Origin of the sequence: Streptomyces synnematoformans (genome assembly GCF_039531005.1) — a bacterium.
Lineage (GTDB): Bacteria > Actinomycetota > Actinomycetes > Streptomycetales > Streptomycetaceae > Streptomyces > Streptomyces synnematoformans.
On sequence record NZ_BAAAPF010000168.1, the window covers coordinates 1 to 15,723 of the forward strand.

General features: G+C 73.8%; 16 protein-coding genes and 1 pseudogene. 10 read left to right on the forward strand and 7 right to left on the reverse strand.

Features of this window, described 5'->3' with window-relative positions; genetic code table 11:
- Positions 1 to 49: 49 nt before the first annotated feature.
- The 4 genes from ABD317_RS22580 to ABD317_RS22595 form a co-directional block, all read right to left on the reverse strand.
- Entirely contained in the window at positions 50 to 883 is an 834-nt protein-coding gene (locus ABD317_RS22580; protein WP_344291751.1) for a class I SAM-dependent methyltransferase, read from the reverse strand.
- A 73-nt stretch (positions 884 to 956) separates the two neighbouring features.
- Positions 957 to 1,799: an SDR family oxidoreductase gene (locus ABD317_RS22585; protein ID WP_344291752.1), complete on the reverse strand. Its 843-nt coding sequence runs from the start codon at positions 1,797 to 1,799 to the stop codon at positions 957 to 959.
- A 191-nt stretch (positions 1,800 to 1,990) separates the two neighbouring features.
- Positions 1,991 to 2,434: a nuclear transport factor 2 family protein gene (locus ABD317_RS22590; RefSeq protein WP_344291753.1), complete on the reverse strand. Its 444-nt coding sequence runs from the start codon at positions 2,432 to 2,434 to the stop codon at positions 1,991 to 1,993.
- A 129-nt stretch (positions 2,435 to 2,563) separates the two neighbouring features.
- Positions 2,564 to 3,865 (reverse strand): MDR family MFS transporter, encoded by a 1,302-nt coding sequence (locus ABD317_RS22595; RefSeq protein WP_344291754.1) that lies wholly within the window; start codon positions 3,863 to 3,865, stop codon positions 2,564 to 2,566.
- A gap of 140 nt (positions 3,866 to 4,005) precedes the next feature.
- Between ABD317_RS22595 and ABD317_RS22600 the strand changes: the two genes are divergently transcribed.
- Entirely contained in the window at positions 4,006 to 4,773 is a 768-nt protein-coding gene (locus ABD317_RS22600) for a phosphoglyceromutase (protein ID WP_344291755.1), read from the forward strand.
- Between the two features lie 105 nt (positions 4,774 to 4,878).
- Here ABD317_RS22600 and ABD317_RS22605 read toward each other — a convergent pair whose 3' ends face one another.
- Together ABD317_RS22605 and phoU are read right to left on the reverse strand one after the other, a co-directional pair.
- Complete coding sequence (locus ABD317_RS22605; RefSeq protein ID WP_158691729.1) at positions 4,879 to 5,055, reverse strand: hypothetical protein; 177 nt, start codon at positions 5,053 to 5,055, stop codon at positions 4,879 to 4,881.
- 187 nt (positions 5,056 to 5,242) lie between these two features.
- A complete protein-coding gene (gene phoU, locus ABD317_RS22610) occupies positions 5,243 to 5,920 on the reverse strand; it encodes a phosphate signaling complex protein PhoU (protein ID WP_344291756.1) in 678 nt (225 codons plus the stop codon).
- A 187-nt stretch (positions 5,921 to 6,107) separates the two neighbouring features.
- On the opposite strand from phoU, the gene phoR reads away from it, so the two are divergent.
- Together phoR and phoP are read left to right on the forward strand one after the other, a co-directional pair.
- Positions 6,108 to 7,394: a two-component system sensor histidine kinase PhoR gene (phoR, locus tag ABD317_RS22615; RefSeq protein WP_344291757.1), complete on the forward strand. Its 1,287-nt coding sequence runs from the start codon at positions 6,108 to 6,110 to the stop codon at positions 7,392 to 7,394.
- An 88-nt stretch (positions 7,395 to 7,482) separates the two neighbouring features.
- Entirely contained in the window at positions 7,483 to 8,163 is a 681-nt protein-coding gene (gene phoP, locus ABD317_RS22620; protein WP_027753222.1) for a two-component system response regulator PhoP, read from the forward strand.
- A 100-nt stretch (positions 8,164 to 8,263) separates the two neighbouring features.
- Here the strand turns inward: phoP and ABD317_RS22625 are convergent, their stop codons facing one another.
- Complete coding sequence (locus ABD317_RS22625; protein WP_344291758.1) at positions 8,264 to 9,022, reverse strand: ICP22 family protein; 759 nt, start codon at positions 9,020 to 9,022, stop codon at positions 8,264 to 8,266.
- A 570-nt stretch (positions 9,023 to 9,592) separates the two neighbouring features.
- Here ABD317_RS22625 and ABD317_RS22630 point away from each other — a divergent pair.
- The 7 genes and pseudogenes from ABD317_RS22630 to ABD317_RS22660 form a co-directional block, all read left to right on the forward strand.
- Complete coding sequence (locus tag ABD317_RS22630) at positions 9,593 to 10,075, forward strand: CarD family transcriptional regulator (RefSeq protein WP_018836077.1); 483 nt, start codon at positions 9,593 to 9,595, stop codon at positions 10,073 to 10,075.
- 600 nt (positions 10,076 to 10,675) lie between these two features.
- Positions 10,676 to 11,485, forward strand: coding sequence for a 2-C-methyl-D-erythritol 4-phosphate cytidylyltransferase (gene ispD / locus ABD317_RS22635; protein ID WP_051438079.1), 810 nt, complete (start codon positions 10,676 to 10,678; stop codon positions 11,483 to 11,485).
- Complete coding sequence (gene ispF, locus ABD317_RS22640; RefSeq protein ID WP_344291759.1) at positions 11,475 to 12,047, forward strand: 2-C-methyl-D-erythritol 2,4-cyclodiphosphate synthase; 573 nt, start codon at positions 11,475 to 11,477, stop codon at positions 12,045 to 12,047. The genes ispD and ispF overlap by 11 nt, the downstream gene beginning before the upstream one ends.
- A gap of 95 nt (positions 12,048 to 12,142) precedes the next feature.
- The gene (locus tag ABD317_RS22645; RefSeq protein WP_344291760.1) at positions 12,143 to 12,556 is read left to right on the forward strand and encodes a PPOX class F420-dependent oxidoreductase; all 414 of its coding nucleotides are present in this window, start codon (positions 12,143 to 12,145) and stop codon (positions 12,554 to 12,556) included.
- Positions 12,557 to 12,809: 253 nt separating this feature from the next.
- A complete protein-coding gene (gene cysS / locus ABD317_RS22650) occupies positions 12,810 to 14,219 on the forward strand; it encodes a cysteine--tRNA ligase (protein WP_344291761.1) in 1,410 nt (469 codons plus the stop codon).
- Between the two features lie 115 nt (positions 14,220 to 14,334).
- Positions 14,335 to 15,288, forward strand: a complete 954-nt coding sequence (gene rlmB, locus ABD317_RS22655) for a 23S rRNA (guanosine(2251)-2'-O)-methyltransferase RlmB (RefSeq protein ID WP_344291762.1) — start codon at positions 14,335 to 14,337, stop codon at positions 15,286 to 15,288.
- 136 nt (positions 15,289 to 15,424) lie between these two features.
- A pseudogene (locus ABD317_RS22660) lies at positions 15,425 to 15,723 on the forward strand (hypothetical protein); the annotation flags it as partial.

Genomic DNA, 15,723 nt, shown 5'->3' on the forward strand with positions numbered 1-15,723 from the left:
CCGCCCCGCCCGCCGGGTCGCGCCGTACCCGCCGGGCCCGCGGCGGGCGCTACGCGCCCCACCCGTGCGGCGCCACCGCCCGCCACGCCACCGTCAGCTCGCCCTGCCGCCAGCGCCCCGGGCCGTCCGTCAGCGGCCAGTCACCCGACAGCGTGCTCGCCGCGCGGATCCACCGCTGCCGTGCCCCCAGCGGCGCGTACGGCGCCGCCGTCGCCCACGCGCGGTCGAAGTCGCGGAGGAACGCGTGCACCGCCTCCCCCGGGACGTTGCGGTGGATCAGCGCCTTCGGCAGGCGCTCCGCCAGGTCCGAGGGCGCGTCGAGGGCCGCGAGGCGGGCGGCGAAGGTGACGGTGCGCGGGCCCTCCGGGCCCAGCGCCACCCACACGTGCCGCCGCCCCGCCTCGTCGCAGGTGCCCTCCACCAGCAGCCCGTCCGCGCCGAGCCGCCCGGTGAGCCGGGCCCACGCCGCCGGGACCTCCTCCTCGCCGTACTGCCGCAGCACGTTCGCCGCCCGGATCAGCGCGGGGCGGGCGCCGCCGGGGAGCGGGACCTCGAAGCCGCCGCGCAGGAACGTCAGCCCCGCCCGCTCGTACGGGCGCGCCGCCGCGACCCGCTCCGGGTCGATCTCCACGCCCGCGACCTCCGCCCGCGGGCAGGCCGTACGGAGCCGCTCCAGCAGCTCGACGGCGGTCCAGGGGGCGGCGCCGTAGCCGAGGTCGACGGCGACGGCCCGGCCCTCGGCGCGGGCGGTGCGGCGCAGGGCGGGGCCGTGGGCGGCGGCGATCCAGCGGTCCATGCGGCGCAGCCGGTTGGGGTTGGTCGTCCCGCGGGTCGGCGCCCCCACGGGCCGCCCGCCCTGCCCCGCCCGCTCCCGGAACGCCATACGCCCAGCGTACGAGCCACCCCCGCCCCCGCCCGCGCGGACCGCATCCTCGACTCCGCCGCGCCGCCGCGCTCTACGCGAAGTCCGCGGCATGGTCGAGGGCCCACTGGTGGAACGTACGGGCCGGCGTGCCGGTGACGTCCTGCACGGTGGTCGTCACGGATTCCGGGTCGTCCACCATCGCCGCCCAGGCGGCCAGCGCCATGTCCGCGTAGGACGGGTCGCCCCATGCGGCCAGGAGCTGCTCCCGCGCCTCGTCGACCGGCTGCTCCTCCCACCGCACGTCGCGGCCGACCGCCCGGCCGATGACGGCCACCTGCTCCACCTGAGTCAGCACCTCCGGACCGGTGAGCGTGTACGCCGCGCCGACGTGGCCGTCCTCCGTCAGCGCACGCACGGCGACCGCGGCGATGTCGGCCTCGTGGATCAGCGACCGGCCGGCCTGTCCGTACGGCCAGCGCACCACCCCGTCGCGGATCTGGTCCGCCCAGCCGAGCGTGTTCGCGGCGAAGCCGCCGGCCCGGAGGAAGGTCCATTCCAGCCCGGTCCGCTCGACCAGTTCCTCGATCTCGCCCCAGAACCCGTCCGGACGCCGGTTTTCGGGCCCGGCCGACGCGGAGAGGTAGACGATCCGGCGGGCGTGCCGGGCGACCGCGTCGACGGCGGCGGGCGCGTCGGCGGCACCGAAACCGGGCCAGAGCAGGAACACCGACGCCACCCCCGCGGCGGCGTCCTCCAGGGTCTCGGGCCGGGTGAGGTCGCCGCGGACCGCCTCGACGCCTTCCGGGAGCCGTGCCGTGGCGGGGTCGCGGACCAGCGCCCGCACCTCGACGCCACGCTCCAGCAGGCCGGACAGCACATGTCTGCCGACGTTGCCCGTGGCGCCGGTCACCAGGACGGTGTTGGCCTCAGCCATGGGGTCTCCGTTCACACGCTCGGACGACGCCGAGCATCGACTGTGCCGACGGCGGCGCCGACGACAGGGTCCGGGGCCGGACCCACCACCGAGGCTCCGACCTCAACGCTGGTTCAAGTCAAGCCCGTGCGGTCGGCACGGCGTCGCGTGCTCCCCGGACCCTGGGCCGACGGGCCGGGACGCCGTCGGCCTCACCGGTTCTCCGTCTCGAACGCCCGGGCGACGGCGAGGCTGTCCTCGTAGACGTGGTGCCGGGTGACGAGACCGTCCTCGACGGTGAGGTGCAGGGCGAACCGCGCGCGGTACGCCCGTCCCGTGGGCCGGGCGGTCTGGCGGATCTCGCCCAGCACGACCGCGTCGTCCCCGTCGACGAGGATGCGCTCGACCCCGGTCGCCGCGTGCTCCGGCACGTGGTGCTCGGCAAGCTCGCGGTAGTGGGCGGCCGCGTCGGCCCGGGTGGACCGGTGGCGGATCCACGGCGTGGCGGTTCGGCCGTGCTCGGCCTCCGGCCAGTCGAGCTTCCAGTCGCCCTCCTCGGCGTACAGCTCGGCGATGCGCTCGGGGTCGCCTTCGCCGATCCTGCGCAGCAGTTCCCCGACCACCGTGCGCGTGTTCGCAGATGTGGCTGTGGACATCGCTGACCTCCCCGTCCTGGCCCGCGTCCTCCGACGCGGGGTGAGATCGCCCATCCTCACAACGCGCGCGGGCAGAGGCGATTACCCCGGAAGTAAGCCGAGCGGAGCCGAGCAGAGCCGAGCCGAGCGCTAGGAGCTGACGCTGTCCGTGTGCGGCAGGTCCGCGCCCCGCGGCGCCGCGGGCGCGTCCTCGGGCCCCTCCCCGCCCTGCGCCGGGGCCGGGTCCTCCGTCGGCAGCCCGCGCATCAGCAGCGCGTACCCCGCCGCCGCCACCGTGCCCAGCGCCGCGCAGCCCGCCCACAGCCAGCCCGCCCCGGCGGTGTCGATGACCCACCCGCCCAGCAGCGGGGCGGCGAGCGCGGCTACGGCCCAGGACGTGGTGTACATGCCCTGGTAGCGCCCGCGGCCGTGCACGGGGGAGAGGCGGACGACCATGCTGGTCTGCGTCGGTGCGTTGACGATCTCGCCGAGGGTCCAGACGCAGATGACGAGCGCGTACACGGCGACCGACCCGGCGAAGGCGTGGAGCCCGAACCCGTAGCCGGCGAGCAGCGAGGAGACGACGAGCAGCGTCCGCGGGTCGCGGTTCTCGATGAGCCGGGTCACGGGGATCTGCAGGACGACGATCAGGATGCCGTTCACGGCGATGGCGACCCCGAAGTCCTTGCTGGAGAAGCCCTGGTCGCCCATCGCCACGGGCAGCGAGACGTACGCCTGCATGAAGATGAGCGAGATCAGGAACGACAGCCCCACGACCCCCATGAACCGCCCGTCGCGCACCACCGTGCCCAGGCTCACGGAGTCGGCCGGGCCGCCGCCGGCGCCCGCGGGGCGTGCCGGCCGGGACTCGGGAAGCTTGATGAAGACGAGGATCGCGCAGGTGAGGGTCATGGCGCCCTCGATGAGGAAGCCGGCCCGGTAGCTGTACTCGGCGATGAAGCCGGCGCCGGTGGAGGAGATCGCGAAGCCCAGGTTGATCGCCCAGTAGTTGAGCGAGAAGGCCCGCACCCGGTGTTCCGGCGGGACGATGTCCGCCATCATCGCCTGCACCGCGGGCCGGGAGGCGTTGGACGCCATGCCGACGGCGAAGGCGACGGCGGGGATGGCCACGGGGTGGGTGGTGAAGCCGAGCGCGGTGACGGTCACGGCGGTGGCGGACTGGGCGAGCATCAGCGTGGGGCGGCGGCCGAGGCGGTCGGTGAGGACGCCGCCGCCGAGCGAGGAGATCACGCCGCCGAGCCCGTAGAGGGCGGCGACCAGTCCGGCGTACGAGGCGGAGTGGCCGCGCTCCTGCGTCAGGTACAGGGCCATGAAGGTGGCGACGAAGCCGCCAAGCCGGTTGATGAGCGTCGACGTCCACAGCCACCAGAACGCGCGTGGCAGCCCGGTGACGGTCTCGCGTATCGCGCGTCCGATGCGGGTGACGGGCACGGCGGAACCCCCGGGTGTAAGTGGCGCTGATGATGAGGGGATGTTACGAAGCGGGGTCACCGACGCGCCACCGAATTGACGGTTGCCGTCAATCCGGGCCCGGGGAGTGGGGTGCCGCCGGCTCGATTAGGCTCGGAGCCATGGCCGACGCACCGTACAAGCTGATCCTCCTCCGCCACGGAGAGAGCGACTGGAACGCCAAGAACCTGTTCACCGGCTGGGTGGACGTGAACCTCACCGACAAGGGCGAGAAGGAGGCGGTGCGCGGCGGCGAGCTGCTGCGCGAGGCCGGGCTGCTGCCGGACGTCGTCCACACCTCGCTGCTCAAGCGCGCCATCCGCACCGCGAACCTGTCGCTGACCGCCTGCGACCGGCACTGGATCCCGGTCGCGCGCTCCTGGCGGCTCAACGAGCGGCACTACGGCGCGCTGCAGGGCAAGGACAAGGCGCAGACGCTCGCCGAGTTCGGCGAGGAGCAGTTCATGACCTGGCGCCGCTCGTACGACACGCCGCCGCCGCCGATCGCCGACGACAGCGAGTTCTCGCAGGCGCACGACGCGCGCTACGCGCACATCCCCAGCGAGCTGCGGCCGCGGACGGAGTGCCTGAAGGACGTGCTGGAGCGGGCCCTGCCGTACTGGTACGACGACATCGTCCCGGACCTCCAGGCCGGGCGGACGGTGCTGGTCGCCGCGCACGGCAACAGCCTGCGGGCGCTGGTCAAGCACCTCGACGGCATCTCCGACGAGGAGATCCCGGGGCTGAACATCCCCACCGGCATCCCGCTGTCGTACGAGCTGGACGGCGACCTCCGCCCGGTCGCCCGGGGCGGTACGTACCTCGACCCGGAGGCCGCCGCCTCGGCGATCAAGGCCGTGGCGAACCAGGGCAAGAAGGAGCGGAAGTAGCGGGGGAGCCGGCGAGCCGGCGTCCTCCCGCGTACACCGCGGCCCCTGCCCGGCATCGTCAGGGCAGAGGCCGCGGGCGTCTCGTCGCCGGCGCCGGCCGCGGGCTCAGCCGCAGCTGCCGCCGCAGTTGCACGGGCTGCCGGACTGGCACCCGCAGGAGCAGCCGGGGCCGCAGTTGCAGGAGCTGAGCTTCGGCAGCGGGGTCATCTTGGGGCGCAGCCGCGGCGCCGGTGCCGCGCGGCGCGGCTCGGCACGGGTGCGGGAGGTGAACTCTTCCGGCATGCGGACCTCCTAGCAGGGATGTTCCCTTCCACCGGAAGGCTGCCCCGGGCGCCGGGGCGCACATGCGGGCGCGCGGAAGCATCGCGGGCCGCCGGACCGTCCTACGTCTCCTGCGCCGCGCCCGGCGCGTGAGCCGCCCCCGGGCGCGCCCGGCGCGCGCGGGCACGTGCCTCCCGCGCTCCGGCCGCTACGCCCCCTCGACCGGGGCCGTCGTGTTCAGCTCGTCGGCGTGCTCGCCGGTCACCAGGTACACCACCCGGCCGGCGCACGAGACGGCGTGGTCGGCGAAGCGCTCGTAGTAGCGGCCGATCAGCGTCACGTCCACGGCGGTCTCGATGCCGTGCTTCCAGCGGTCGTCCATGAGGTGCTGGAAGATCTTGCGGTGCAGGTAGTCCATCCTGTCGTCGTCCTGCTCCAGCTCCAGCGCCAGGTCGACGTTCTTGGTGGTGACGACCTCCGCGGTCTTGGCCATGAGCCGCTGCGCGAGCTGCCCCATCTCCAGGACGGTGGCGTGCAGGTCGTCCGGGATGCAGCGGCCGGGGTAGCGCAGCCGGGCCAGCTTGGCGACGTGCTGCGCCAGGTCGCCGGCGCGCTCCAGGTCGGCGCTCATCCGCAGCGAGGTCACCACGATGCGCAGGTCGGTGGCGACGGGCTGCTGCCGGGCGAGCAGCTGGATGGCCCGCGTCTCCAGCTCGCGCTGCAGGTCGTCCACCTTCTCGTCGCCCGCGATCACGCTCTCGGCGAGCTGCAGGTCGGCGTCGAGCAGCGCCGCGGTGGCACGGCCCATGGCGGAGCCGACCATCCGGGCCATGTCGACCAGGCCCTCGCCGATCGAGTCCAGCTCCTCGTGGTATGAGTCCCGCATCCCAGTCCCGTCCATCCTCTTTGCCGACCTTGCCGACTTTGCCGACCAATGCAGCATCCACCATGCAGGGGACGCCGCGCCACTCAGTGAATCGGGACCGACCTCAGGGTGAACTCTTGGCGACCAGTGTTCGAGACCGCACCCGGATGGCTGTGGAAGGGGTCTGCATGGTGCCTAACCTGGAGTCATGGACGTGAACGCGGCGGTCGCCGCGGCGGCAGCGCTCGCCGGGCTGTGCACCGGTGTGATCGCCGTGCTCGCGTTCCGGTGGAGCGAACGCGAGCAGGCCAGGCCGACGCGCACCTCGCTGCACACGGACGCGGTCCTGCCGCCCGGCGTGGACACCGTGCTCTCCGTCCTGCGCTCCTCCGCCGTCGTGCTCGACGAGGACGACGCCGTGGTCAAGGCCAGCTCCGCGGCGTACGCCCTGGGGCTGGTCCGCGGCGGCCGGCTGACGGTCGAGCCGATGCTCGCCATGGCCCGCGACACCCGGCGCGACGGCGAGATACGGCAGGTCGAGCTGGACCTGCCCCGGCGCACCGGCCGCGTCGTCTCCGGGGGAGGTGCGCTGGCGGTCTCCGCCCGCGTCGCGCCGCTCGGCTCCCGGCTCGTGCTGCTGCTGGTCGAGGACATGACCGAGGCCCGCCGTATCGAGGCCGTACGCCGCGACTTCGTCGCGAACGTCAGCCACGAGCTGAAGACCCCGGTCGGCGCGCTGTCCCTGCTCTCGGAGGCGATCATGGACGCCGCCGACGACCCCGAGGCTGTGGAGCGCTTCGCCGGCCGCATGCAGGGCGAGGCGACCCGGCTGACCAGCCTCGTACAGGAACTGATCGACCTCTCCCGGGTGCAGAACGACGACCCGCTGGAGGACGCCGAGCCGGTGCGGGTCGACGAGCTGGTCGCGGAGGCCATGGAACGGTGCCGGCAGCAGGCCGGCGCCAAGCAGATAACCATCGCCACGGGCGGCACGGCCGGGCTGCACGTCTGGGGCCACCGCGGCCAGCTCGCGGCGGCGCTGGGCAACCTGGTGGAGAACGCCGTGAACTACAGCCCGGCCCGCACCCGGGTCGGCGTCGCGGCCCGCCGGCTGCCCGCACAGGGCGGCGACCTCATCGAGATCACGGTCACCGACCAGGGGATCGGCATCTCCGAGAAAGACCGCGAACGGATCTTCGAGCGCTTCTACCGGGTCGACCCGGCGCGCTCGCGGGCCACCGGCGGGACCGGGCTCGGTCTCGCCATCGTCAAGCACGTGGCCGCCTCGCACGGCGGGGAGGTCACGGTGTGGAGCGCTGAGGGCCAGGGCTCCACCTTCACCCTGCGGCTGCCCGAGGCCGCACGTCCGAAGAGCGGCCGGTCCGACGCCGGCCGCAGCGGAGCTCTCATCGGCCCGGAGGACCTCGACGGCGAGGACCGGCTCCGGTTCGACGGGACCGACGCGTCAGACACAGCTCCGGAGGTCATTCCGTGACCCGCGTGCCCACCGCCCGGCGCGGCTCCATCCCCCGCCGCCCGGCTCTCCCCATCCCGTGCTGCCCGTCCCCCTCGGAGGTCAGAGCGTGACCCGGGTTCTCGTCGTCGAGGACGAGGAATCGTTCAGCGACGCACTGTCGTACATGCTCCGCAAGGAGGGCTTCGAGGTGGCCGTGGCCACCACGGGCCCCGAGGCGCTCGACGACTTCGACCGCAACGGCGCCGACCTGGTGCTGCTTGACCTCATGCTGCCGGGGCTGCCCGGCACGGAGGTGTGCCGCCAGCTGCGCGGCCGCTCCAACGTTCCGGTCATCATGGTGACCGCCAAGGACAGCGAGATCGACAAGGTCGTCGGGCTGGAGATAGGAGCCGACGACTACGTGACCAAACCCTTCTCCTCCCGGGAACTGGTCGCCCGGATCCGCGCGGTCCTGCGCCGCCGCGGCGAACCGGAGGAGACGGAGCCGGCGGCCCTGGAGGTCGGTCCGGTACGGATGGACGTCGACCGGCACGTGGTCACCGTCGCCGGCGGCAAGGTCGACCTGCCGCTGAAGGAGTTCGACCTGCTGGAGATGCTGCTGCGCAACGCCGGCCGGGTGCTGACCCGGATGCAGCTGATCGACCGGGTCTGGGGCGCGGACTACGTCGGCGACACCAAGACGCTCGACGTCCACGTGAAGCGGCTGCGCGCGAAGATCGAGCCAGACCCGGGCGCGCCGCGGTATCTGGTGACGGTCCGGGGGCTGGGCTACAAGTTCGAGCCGTAGCCCGGCCCGGGGCGCGGGTACACGTCCCGCCTGCCGCCCGGCGGCGTCCCGCCCCGGCGCGCTTCCGCGCCGGGGCCTGAGGCGCGTACCCGGCCGCCGGCTACTGCTCGGTGGCGGGGCTGTCCGAGGACTCCGCCCCGTCCGCGCCGGGGGTGCCCTCGGCGGCGTCTCCGGTGGCGTCGGCGTCCGGCGAGGCGTCCCCGGTGCCGTCCGCGCCCTCCGTGCCGTCTGCGCCGTCTGTGCCCTCCGTGCCGTCCGTGCCCTCCGTGCCCTCCGTGCCGTCCGTGCCCGCGTCTGCGCCGGGCTCGGCGTCGGGGGTGGACGTCGCGGTCTCCAGCGGGCTCGGGGACTCGGTGGCGGCGAAGTCCGCGTACTGGCCCTCGTCCGAGACGACGAACGCGGAGATCCGCACCTCGCCCTCCTCGCTGAACTCGAAGGCGAGCTTCTGCGCCGTGCCGTCGCCCGCCTCGTCGCCGTCGGGCAGCACCGCGGAGGCGTTGCCCTCGCCGCCCAGCATCACCGAGCCGCCCCCCGGCACGACCACGCCGCCCCGGCCGTCCGCGCCGGCCAGCTCCAGCTCCTGGCCGCCGCGGGTGAGCGTCAGCCGGTCCAGCGTCTGGTCCCGGTCGCCGTTGTTGAAGATGCGGGCGGAGACCGCGGCCGGTCCGCCGGTCTCCTCGGGCGGCGTGATCACCACGGCGTTCTGGATCCGGATGTCGCCCGCGACGACGCGCGCGTTGTCGGGGTTGATCTTCAGGGTCTCGGCGTTGTTGCCCGCCCCGCACGCGGTGAGGACGGCGAGCGAGAGAGCGAGGGCGGTCGCGGCGAGCGTGCCGCGTCGAATGCTGCTGCTGCTCACGGCGGCGGCATCTCCTTGGACGTGAAGGCCGGTTCGGCTTGCCGGCGGTGGGCGGACGTGCTGGAGGAACAGTACCGACCCCCGTCTGACCGTACGGACCCGACCCGCCCTCCGCCGCCCGCGTGCGCCTGCGCGCACACCCGCGCGTACGGCCGTGCTAATGCCCGGCAATATCTGCGCGGCATGCGGTGTTGGAAGGGACGGCGGGAACACCGGCGGAGGGAGAACGGGGGAGAACGGGGATATCGATCACAGCCCGTGTGATCAATTCCGGGAATCCGACCGGATTCGATCGTGATCGGCCGAACGGAGCAGCGCGACTTCACCGGCCGACTCCGACAAATCGGGACGTTCGTCGCTCTGCCGATCCTTCCGGCGGCAGGTAACCTTCGCGTTTCAGGTTTCCGGCAGACGCCATCCCACCTGCGGAAACCATGATTCCGACGCGGAGCGCAGCACGTTCCAGGGTCGCTTGTCAAGCCCCGAGACGGGCGCTGACCTGCGAAAACGCCATTCAGAAGCGGCCTGTCCCGTGTTACCCTGGATAGCCACGGAAGGGGTACCTGTCACATGACGTTCAAGGTTGGCGACACCGTGGTCTATCCCCATCACGGGGCCGCGCTGATCGAGGCCATCGAAACTCGCCAGATCAAAGGTGTGGACAAGACCTACTTGGTGCTGAAAGTCGCGCAGGGCGACTTGACGGTGCGCGTGCCGGCGGACAATGCCGAGTTCGTCGGGGTACGCGATGTGGTAGGCCAGGAAGGGCTGGAGAGGGTCTTTGAGGTGCTGCGCGCACCGTACGCCGAAGAGCCCACCAACTGGTCGCGGCGGTACAAGGCGAACCTGGAGAAGCTCGCCTCCGGTGACGTGATCAAGGTTGCCGAGGTCGTCCGGGACCTGTGGCGCCGGGAGCGTGAGCGCGGCCTCTCCGCAGGGGAGAAGCGGATGCTCGCCAAGGCCCGCCAGATCCTGGTGAGCGAGCTTGCGCTGTGTGAGAGCACGAACGAGGACAAGGCGGAGGCACTGCTCGACGAGGTGCTGGCGTCCTGAAGGGCCGGGAGCGGCGGCTGCCCGGCTGAGCGGCACGGCCTCCCGGCCGAACGGTGTCCGGGGGCGACCCGCGGACTGTGGACAGCGGTGCGGTGTGCCGTGCCTGCGGCCCGTAGGCTACGGCGCCACCCCGGCTACGGCAGCGTGCGGTGCCCGTGCGGTGCCGGGTCGCTTGTCCGCGTCGGCCTCGGTGCTGCCGTCGGCCGTTGCCGGTGTGTCGTTGTCGGTGCCGGGCCGGACGCTGCCCGGGATGCCGCCCGGTCGCGTCCGCACGCCTTCACGGTCCGCGCTTCACGGTCCGTCCGATTGTCCCCGCTCGTCCTTTCCCGTCCGGTCCGACGGCAGGAAAGCCTGCCGGGTTTCGGGGGGCAGCCGTAGGCTCCCGCGCCGCGCGTGCGTATGCTCGCGTGCGACGCGCCGGGCCGACGGCTGTCCCGCTTTCCTGTGGACACGCCGTGCCGGGCCCGGGCAGCTGCTTTCGACCAGGTGCCTCACGGAAGGGGGTCGACAGCGAGCTCCGCGGTGGGGGCACGAAGCGTCGTGCCCGGCACGCTTTTGGCCATACCCATGTCGTCCAAGGACACAAACCTGAACACCGCAATGTCTCCGTCAGGCTCGTCCGACTCGCCCGCCGCGTCCGTGGAGACCCGGCCCGGCCACTCGGACCCGTCCGGTCCGCACCGATGCGCCGCGGTGATCCCCGCCGCCGGCCGCGGAGTGCGGCTCGGCCCCGGCGCGCCCAAGGCCCTGCGCGCCCTCGGCGGCACGCCGATGCTCGTGCACGCCGTACGTGCCCTCGCCCGCGCCCGCGCGGTGTCCCTGGTGGTCGTCGTCGGCCCGCCCGGTGAGGCGGCGCAGGTGCGCACCCTGCTCGACGACCACCTCGACCACCTCGACTCGACCGAGGTCGTCGTCGTCTCCGGTGGCGACACCCGGCAGGACTCCGTACGCCTGGGCATCGCCGCGCTCCCCGGCGACGTCGACGTCGTGCTCGTGCACGACGCCGCCCGCCCGCTGGTCCCGGTGGACACCGTGGAGGCCGTCGCCGCCGCGGTACGGGCCGGGGCGCCCGCCGTCGTGCCGGCACTGCCCGTCACCGACACCGTCAAGCAGGTCGAGCCCGGCGGCGAGCCGGGCCGCCCGGAGCCGGTCGTCGCCACGCCCGAGCGGGCCGCGCTGCGCGCCGTGCAGACCCCGCAGGGCTTCGACCGCCGGGTGCTGACCGAGGCCCACGAGAAGGTGCCCGCGGCCGGCGAGGGCGCCACGGACGACGCCGGGATGGTCGAGCGGCTGGGCGTCGAGGTCGTGCTCGTACCCGGGCACGAGGAGGCGTTCAAGGTGACCCGGCCGCTGGACATGGTGCTGGCCGAGGCCGTGCTGGCACGCAGGAGGGCGACCGATGGCTTCTGACGCGCAGACACCGGGCGGCGCGTCCGGGCCGGCCGGCGCGGACGGCGGGGGCGCCGGGGACGGCGGGGGCGGTGCGTACGCCGTGCTGCCGCGCATCGGTGTCGGGACCGACGTGCACGCCTTCGCCGAGGGGCGCGAGCTGTGGTGCGCCGGCCTGCTCTGGGAGGGCGAGAGCCACGGGCTCGACGGGCACTCCGACGGCGACGTCGCCGCCCACGCCGCCTGCGACGCGCTCTTCTCCGCCGCCGGTCTCGGCGACCTCGGCGCGCACTTCGGCACCGGCCGCCCGGAGTGGTCCGGCGCCGCCGGCGTCGCGCTGCTCGGCGAGGCGGCCCGTATCGTACGCGCCGCCGGCTTCCGTGTCGGCAACGTCGCGATCCAGGTGATCGGCGTCCGACCGAAGATCGGCAAGCGGCGCGCGGAGGCGCAGGAGGCGCTGTCGGCCGCCGCGGGGGCGCCGGTGTCGGTCTCCGGCACCACCACGGACGGGCTCGGCCTCACCGGCCGTGGTGAGGGCCTGGCGGCCGTCGCCACCGCGCTCGTCCTGCCGCCGCCCGGGTGACGCGGACCTTCCGCCGCCGCGCGGAAGGCCCGTGGCGGGCTCGATGTTGGGTACCCAGGTAGTGCCCACGTGTGCGAAACCGAGGAGTGTCCATCGTGTCTGTCGCCCTCTCCGACAACCTCAAGCAGGTCCTCGACGGCCAGGTCTTCATCACCGTCGCCACCGTGCAGCCGGACGGCGCGCCGCAGGCGTCGCCCGTCTGGGTGAAGCGCGACGGCGACGACCTGCTCTTCTCCACCACCGCCGAGCGCGTCAAGGCCCGTAACCTGAGCCGCGATCCGCGGGTCAGCGTCGTCGTGGTCAACCCGGCGGCCCCGTACAACTACGCCCAGGTGTACGGCACCGCGAGCGTCACCACCGAGGGTGCCCGGGAGCTGATCGACGAGCTGTCGGTGAAGTACACCGGCAAGGACTACGACACCTTCAGCGGCGGCCGGGCCGACGACGGCACCCGGATCGTCGTCCGCGTGACGCCGGAGAAGGTGTCGGGCCAGGGCGACCTGCACTGAGCGACGGCGCCGAGCGGCGCGGCGCCGTGGAGCGCCGCGCCGGCCGGCGGACGGCGGCTGGCGGCTGGCGGCTGGCGGCCCCGGCGTCAGTGGGGCGGCCTACCCTAGGGCGGGTGTGCGGGGGACGGTCGGCGTGCGACGTACCGGGCGTACCGTGCGGCGGGGCGGGCGTGGTACGCGCCGGGCAGCGGCCGCACGGCGGTCGTCCCGGACCGGGGGCCGCGGGCGGGCCGGGTCCTACTACCCTTGAGGCGTGACCATTCGCCTGTACGACACCAGCGCCCGGCAGATCCGTGACTTCGCCCCGATCACCCCGGGCTGTGTCTCGATCTACCTGTGCGGCGCCACCGTGCAGGCCGCACCGCACATCGGGCACATCCGCTCCGGCCTCAACTTCGACATCCTGCGCCGCTGGCTGCTCCACCGCGGCTACGAGGTGACCTTCGTCCGCAACGTCACCGACATCGACGACAAGATCATCGCCAAGTCCGCCGACCAGGGCCGTCCCTGGTGGGCCATCGGGTACGAGAACGAGCGCGCCTTCACCGCCGGCTACGACGCCCTCGGCTGCCTCCCGGCGACGTACGAGCCGCGCGCCACCGGCCACGTGCCCGAGATGATCGAGATGATGCGCGCGCTCATCGACTCCGGCCACGCCTACGCCGCCGACGGCAACGTCTACTTCGACGTCCGCTCGTACCCCGGCTACCTCGCCCTGTCCAACCAGGAGCTGGACAACCTCCGCCAGCCCGAGGGCGAGGGCGAGACCGGCAAGCGCGACCAGCGGGACTTCGCCATGTGGAAGGCCGCCAAGCCCGGCGAGCCGTCCTGGGAGGCCCCCTGGGGCCGCGGCCGGCCCGGCTGGCACCTGGAGTGCTCGGCGATGGCCCACAAGTACCTGGGCTCCCGCTTCGACATCCACGGCGGCGGCATCGACCTCGTCTTCCCGCACCACGAGAACGAGATCGCCCAGTCCACGTCGTTCGGCGACGGCTTCGCGGACTACTGGATGCACAACGCCTGGGTGACCATGAGCGGCGAGAAGATGAGCAAGTCCCTCGGCAACTCGGTGCTGGTCTCCGAGATGGTCAAGCGCTGGCGCCCCATCGTCCTGCGCTACTACCTGGCCACCCCGCACTACCGCTCCACCATCGAGTACAGCGAGGAGGCCCTGCGCGAGGCCGAGGCCGCGTTCGCGCGCATCGAGGGCTTCGTGCAGCGTGTAGTCGAAAAGGCAGGGAAGGCCGGCGAACCGGTCGCCCCGGCCGCGGACGTGCCGTCCGCCTTCGCCGAGGCGATGGACGACGACCTCGGGGTGCCGCAGGCGCTCGCCGTCGTGCACACCACCGTCCGGCAGGGCAACGCCGCCCTGTCCGCCGACGACAAGGAGGCCGCCGTCGCCCGCCTCGCCGAGGTGCGCGCCATGCTGGGCGTGCTCGGCCTCGACCCGCTCGACGCGCACTGGACGGGCGCGGATGGCGCGGACCGCGGCGCGGACCTGCACGGGGCCGTCGACACGCTCGTACGGCTGGTGCTGGAGCAGCGCGAGGCGGCGCGGGCGCGCAAGGACTACGCCGCCGCGGACGCCATCCGCGACCAGCTGCAGCAGTCGGGCCTCGCCATCGAGGACACGCCCGACGGGCCGCGCTGGACGCTGTGCTGACCGCGCCGAGCCGGGTGTAGCAGCCCGTGTGTGCAGCCCCGTGTGCCGCCCGGGCGACCGGGCGGCACACTCGTGACGTAGAGAAACACCGATCGCAGAAGCAGGTGGAGCCCCCATGGCCGGGAACAGTCAGCGCCGAGGCCGCAGAACGGCGAGCAAGAAGGGCGCGACCAAGGGCAGCGGCGGCAAGGGCCGCCGCTCCCTCCAGGGCAAGGGCCCCACGCCGCCCGCCGAGCAGCGGCCCGGCCACGCCAAGCAGCGCGCCGCCCGGGCGCGGTCGAAGAAGGCCGCCGCCGCCCCGCCGGCCGCGCGCCGCGGCGGCCGGGGCAGCAGCGAGCTGGTGGTCGGCCGCAACTCGGTGTACGAGGCGCTGCGCGACGGCGTGCCGGCCACGACGCTGTACGTCCAGCAGTACCTCGACAGCGACGACCGGGTGCGCGGCGCCCTGCAGCTCGCCGCGGAGCGCGGCGACGTGCACCTGATGGAGGCGCCGCGCCCCGAGCTGGACCGGATGACGGACGGCCTGAACCACCAGGGGCTGGTGCTGCAGGTCCCGCCGTACGAGTACGCCCACCCCGACGACCTCCTCGACGCCGCCGCCCAGGATGCCGCGGACCCGCTGGTCGTCGCGCTCGACGGGGTCACGGACCCGCGGAACCTGGGCGCCGTGGTGCGCTCCGTCGCCGCCTTCGGCGGGCACGGCGTCGTCATCCCGGAGCGGCGCGCGGCGGGGATGACGGCGGGCGCGTGGAAGTCGTCGGCGGGCACGGCGGCGCGTACGCCGGTGGCGCGGGCCACGAACCTGACGCGGGCGCTGGAGGCGTACCAGAAGGCCGGCGTGATGGTCGTCGGGCTCGCGGCCGACGGGGACGTGGAGCTGCCGGAGCTGGACCTGCTGGATAGGCCGGTGTGCGTCGTGGTCGGCAGCGAGGGCAAGGGGCTGTCGCGGCTGGTGGGGGAGACGTGCGACGTACGGGTACGTATCCCCATGCCGGGCGGCGCGGAGTCGCTGAACGCGGGCGTCGCGGCCGGGGTGGTGCTGTACGAGGCGGCGCGCAGGCGGGCGTGAGCGTAGTGCGGGACGGCGCGCGGCGAATCGCAACGAGCCCCCGCGAACGGTGTGTTTGACGGGCCTCCGACACAAAAGGGCCGTGTCAGGCGGTGCCAGCCAGTGTCCAAACGCCGCATCACTCGGTTAGTGGAGTGTGGACACCAGAACACCGCCCACCCCCACGGGTGGTCGCGCCCAGGACCCAGACGACGACGCCGCCGGCGGCCGGCTGACGATGGTGCGGGTCCCGAGCGACCCCACCCGGATCAACGTCGACAACCCGAGCTTCCGGGTGCAGCTGGGGCCCTCGTCCCGCCGGGCGCTCTCCGCCCCCGGAGCGCCGCTGTACGGGGCCGGCGTGGGGGCCGCGGGTCTCGCGCCGGTCCTGGTCGGCGCGGCCGCCGGCGCCGTCGGCGGCGCCCGGGTGATCGGCGGCGCCGGGGGCGCCGGGGG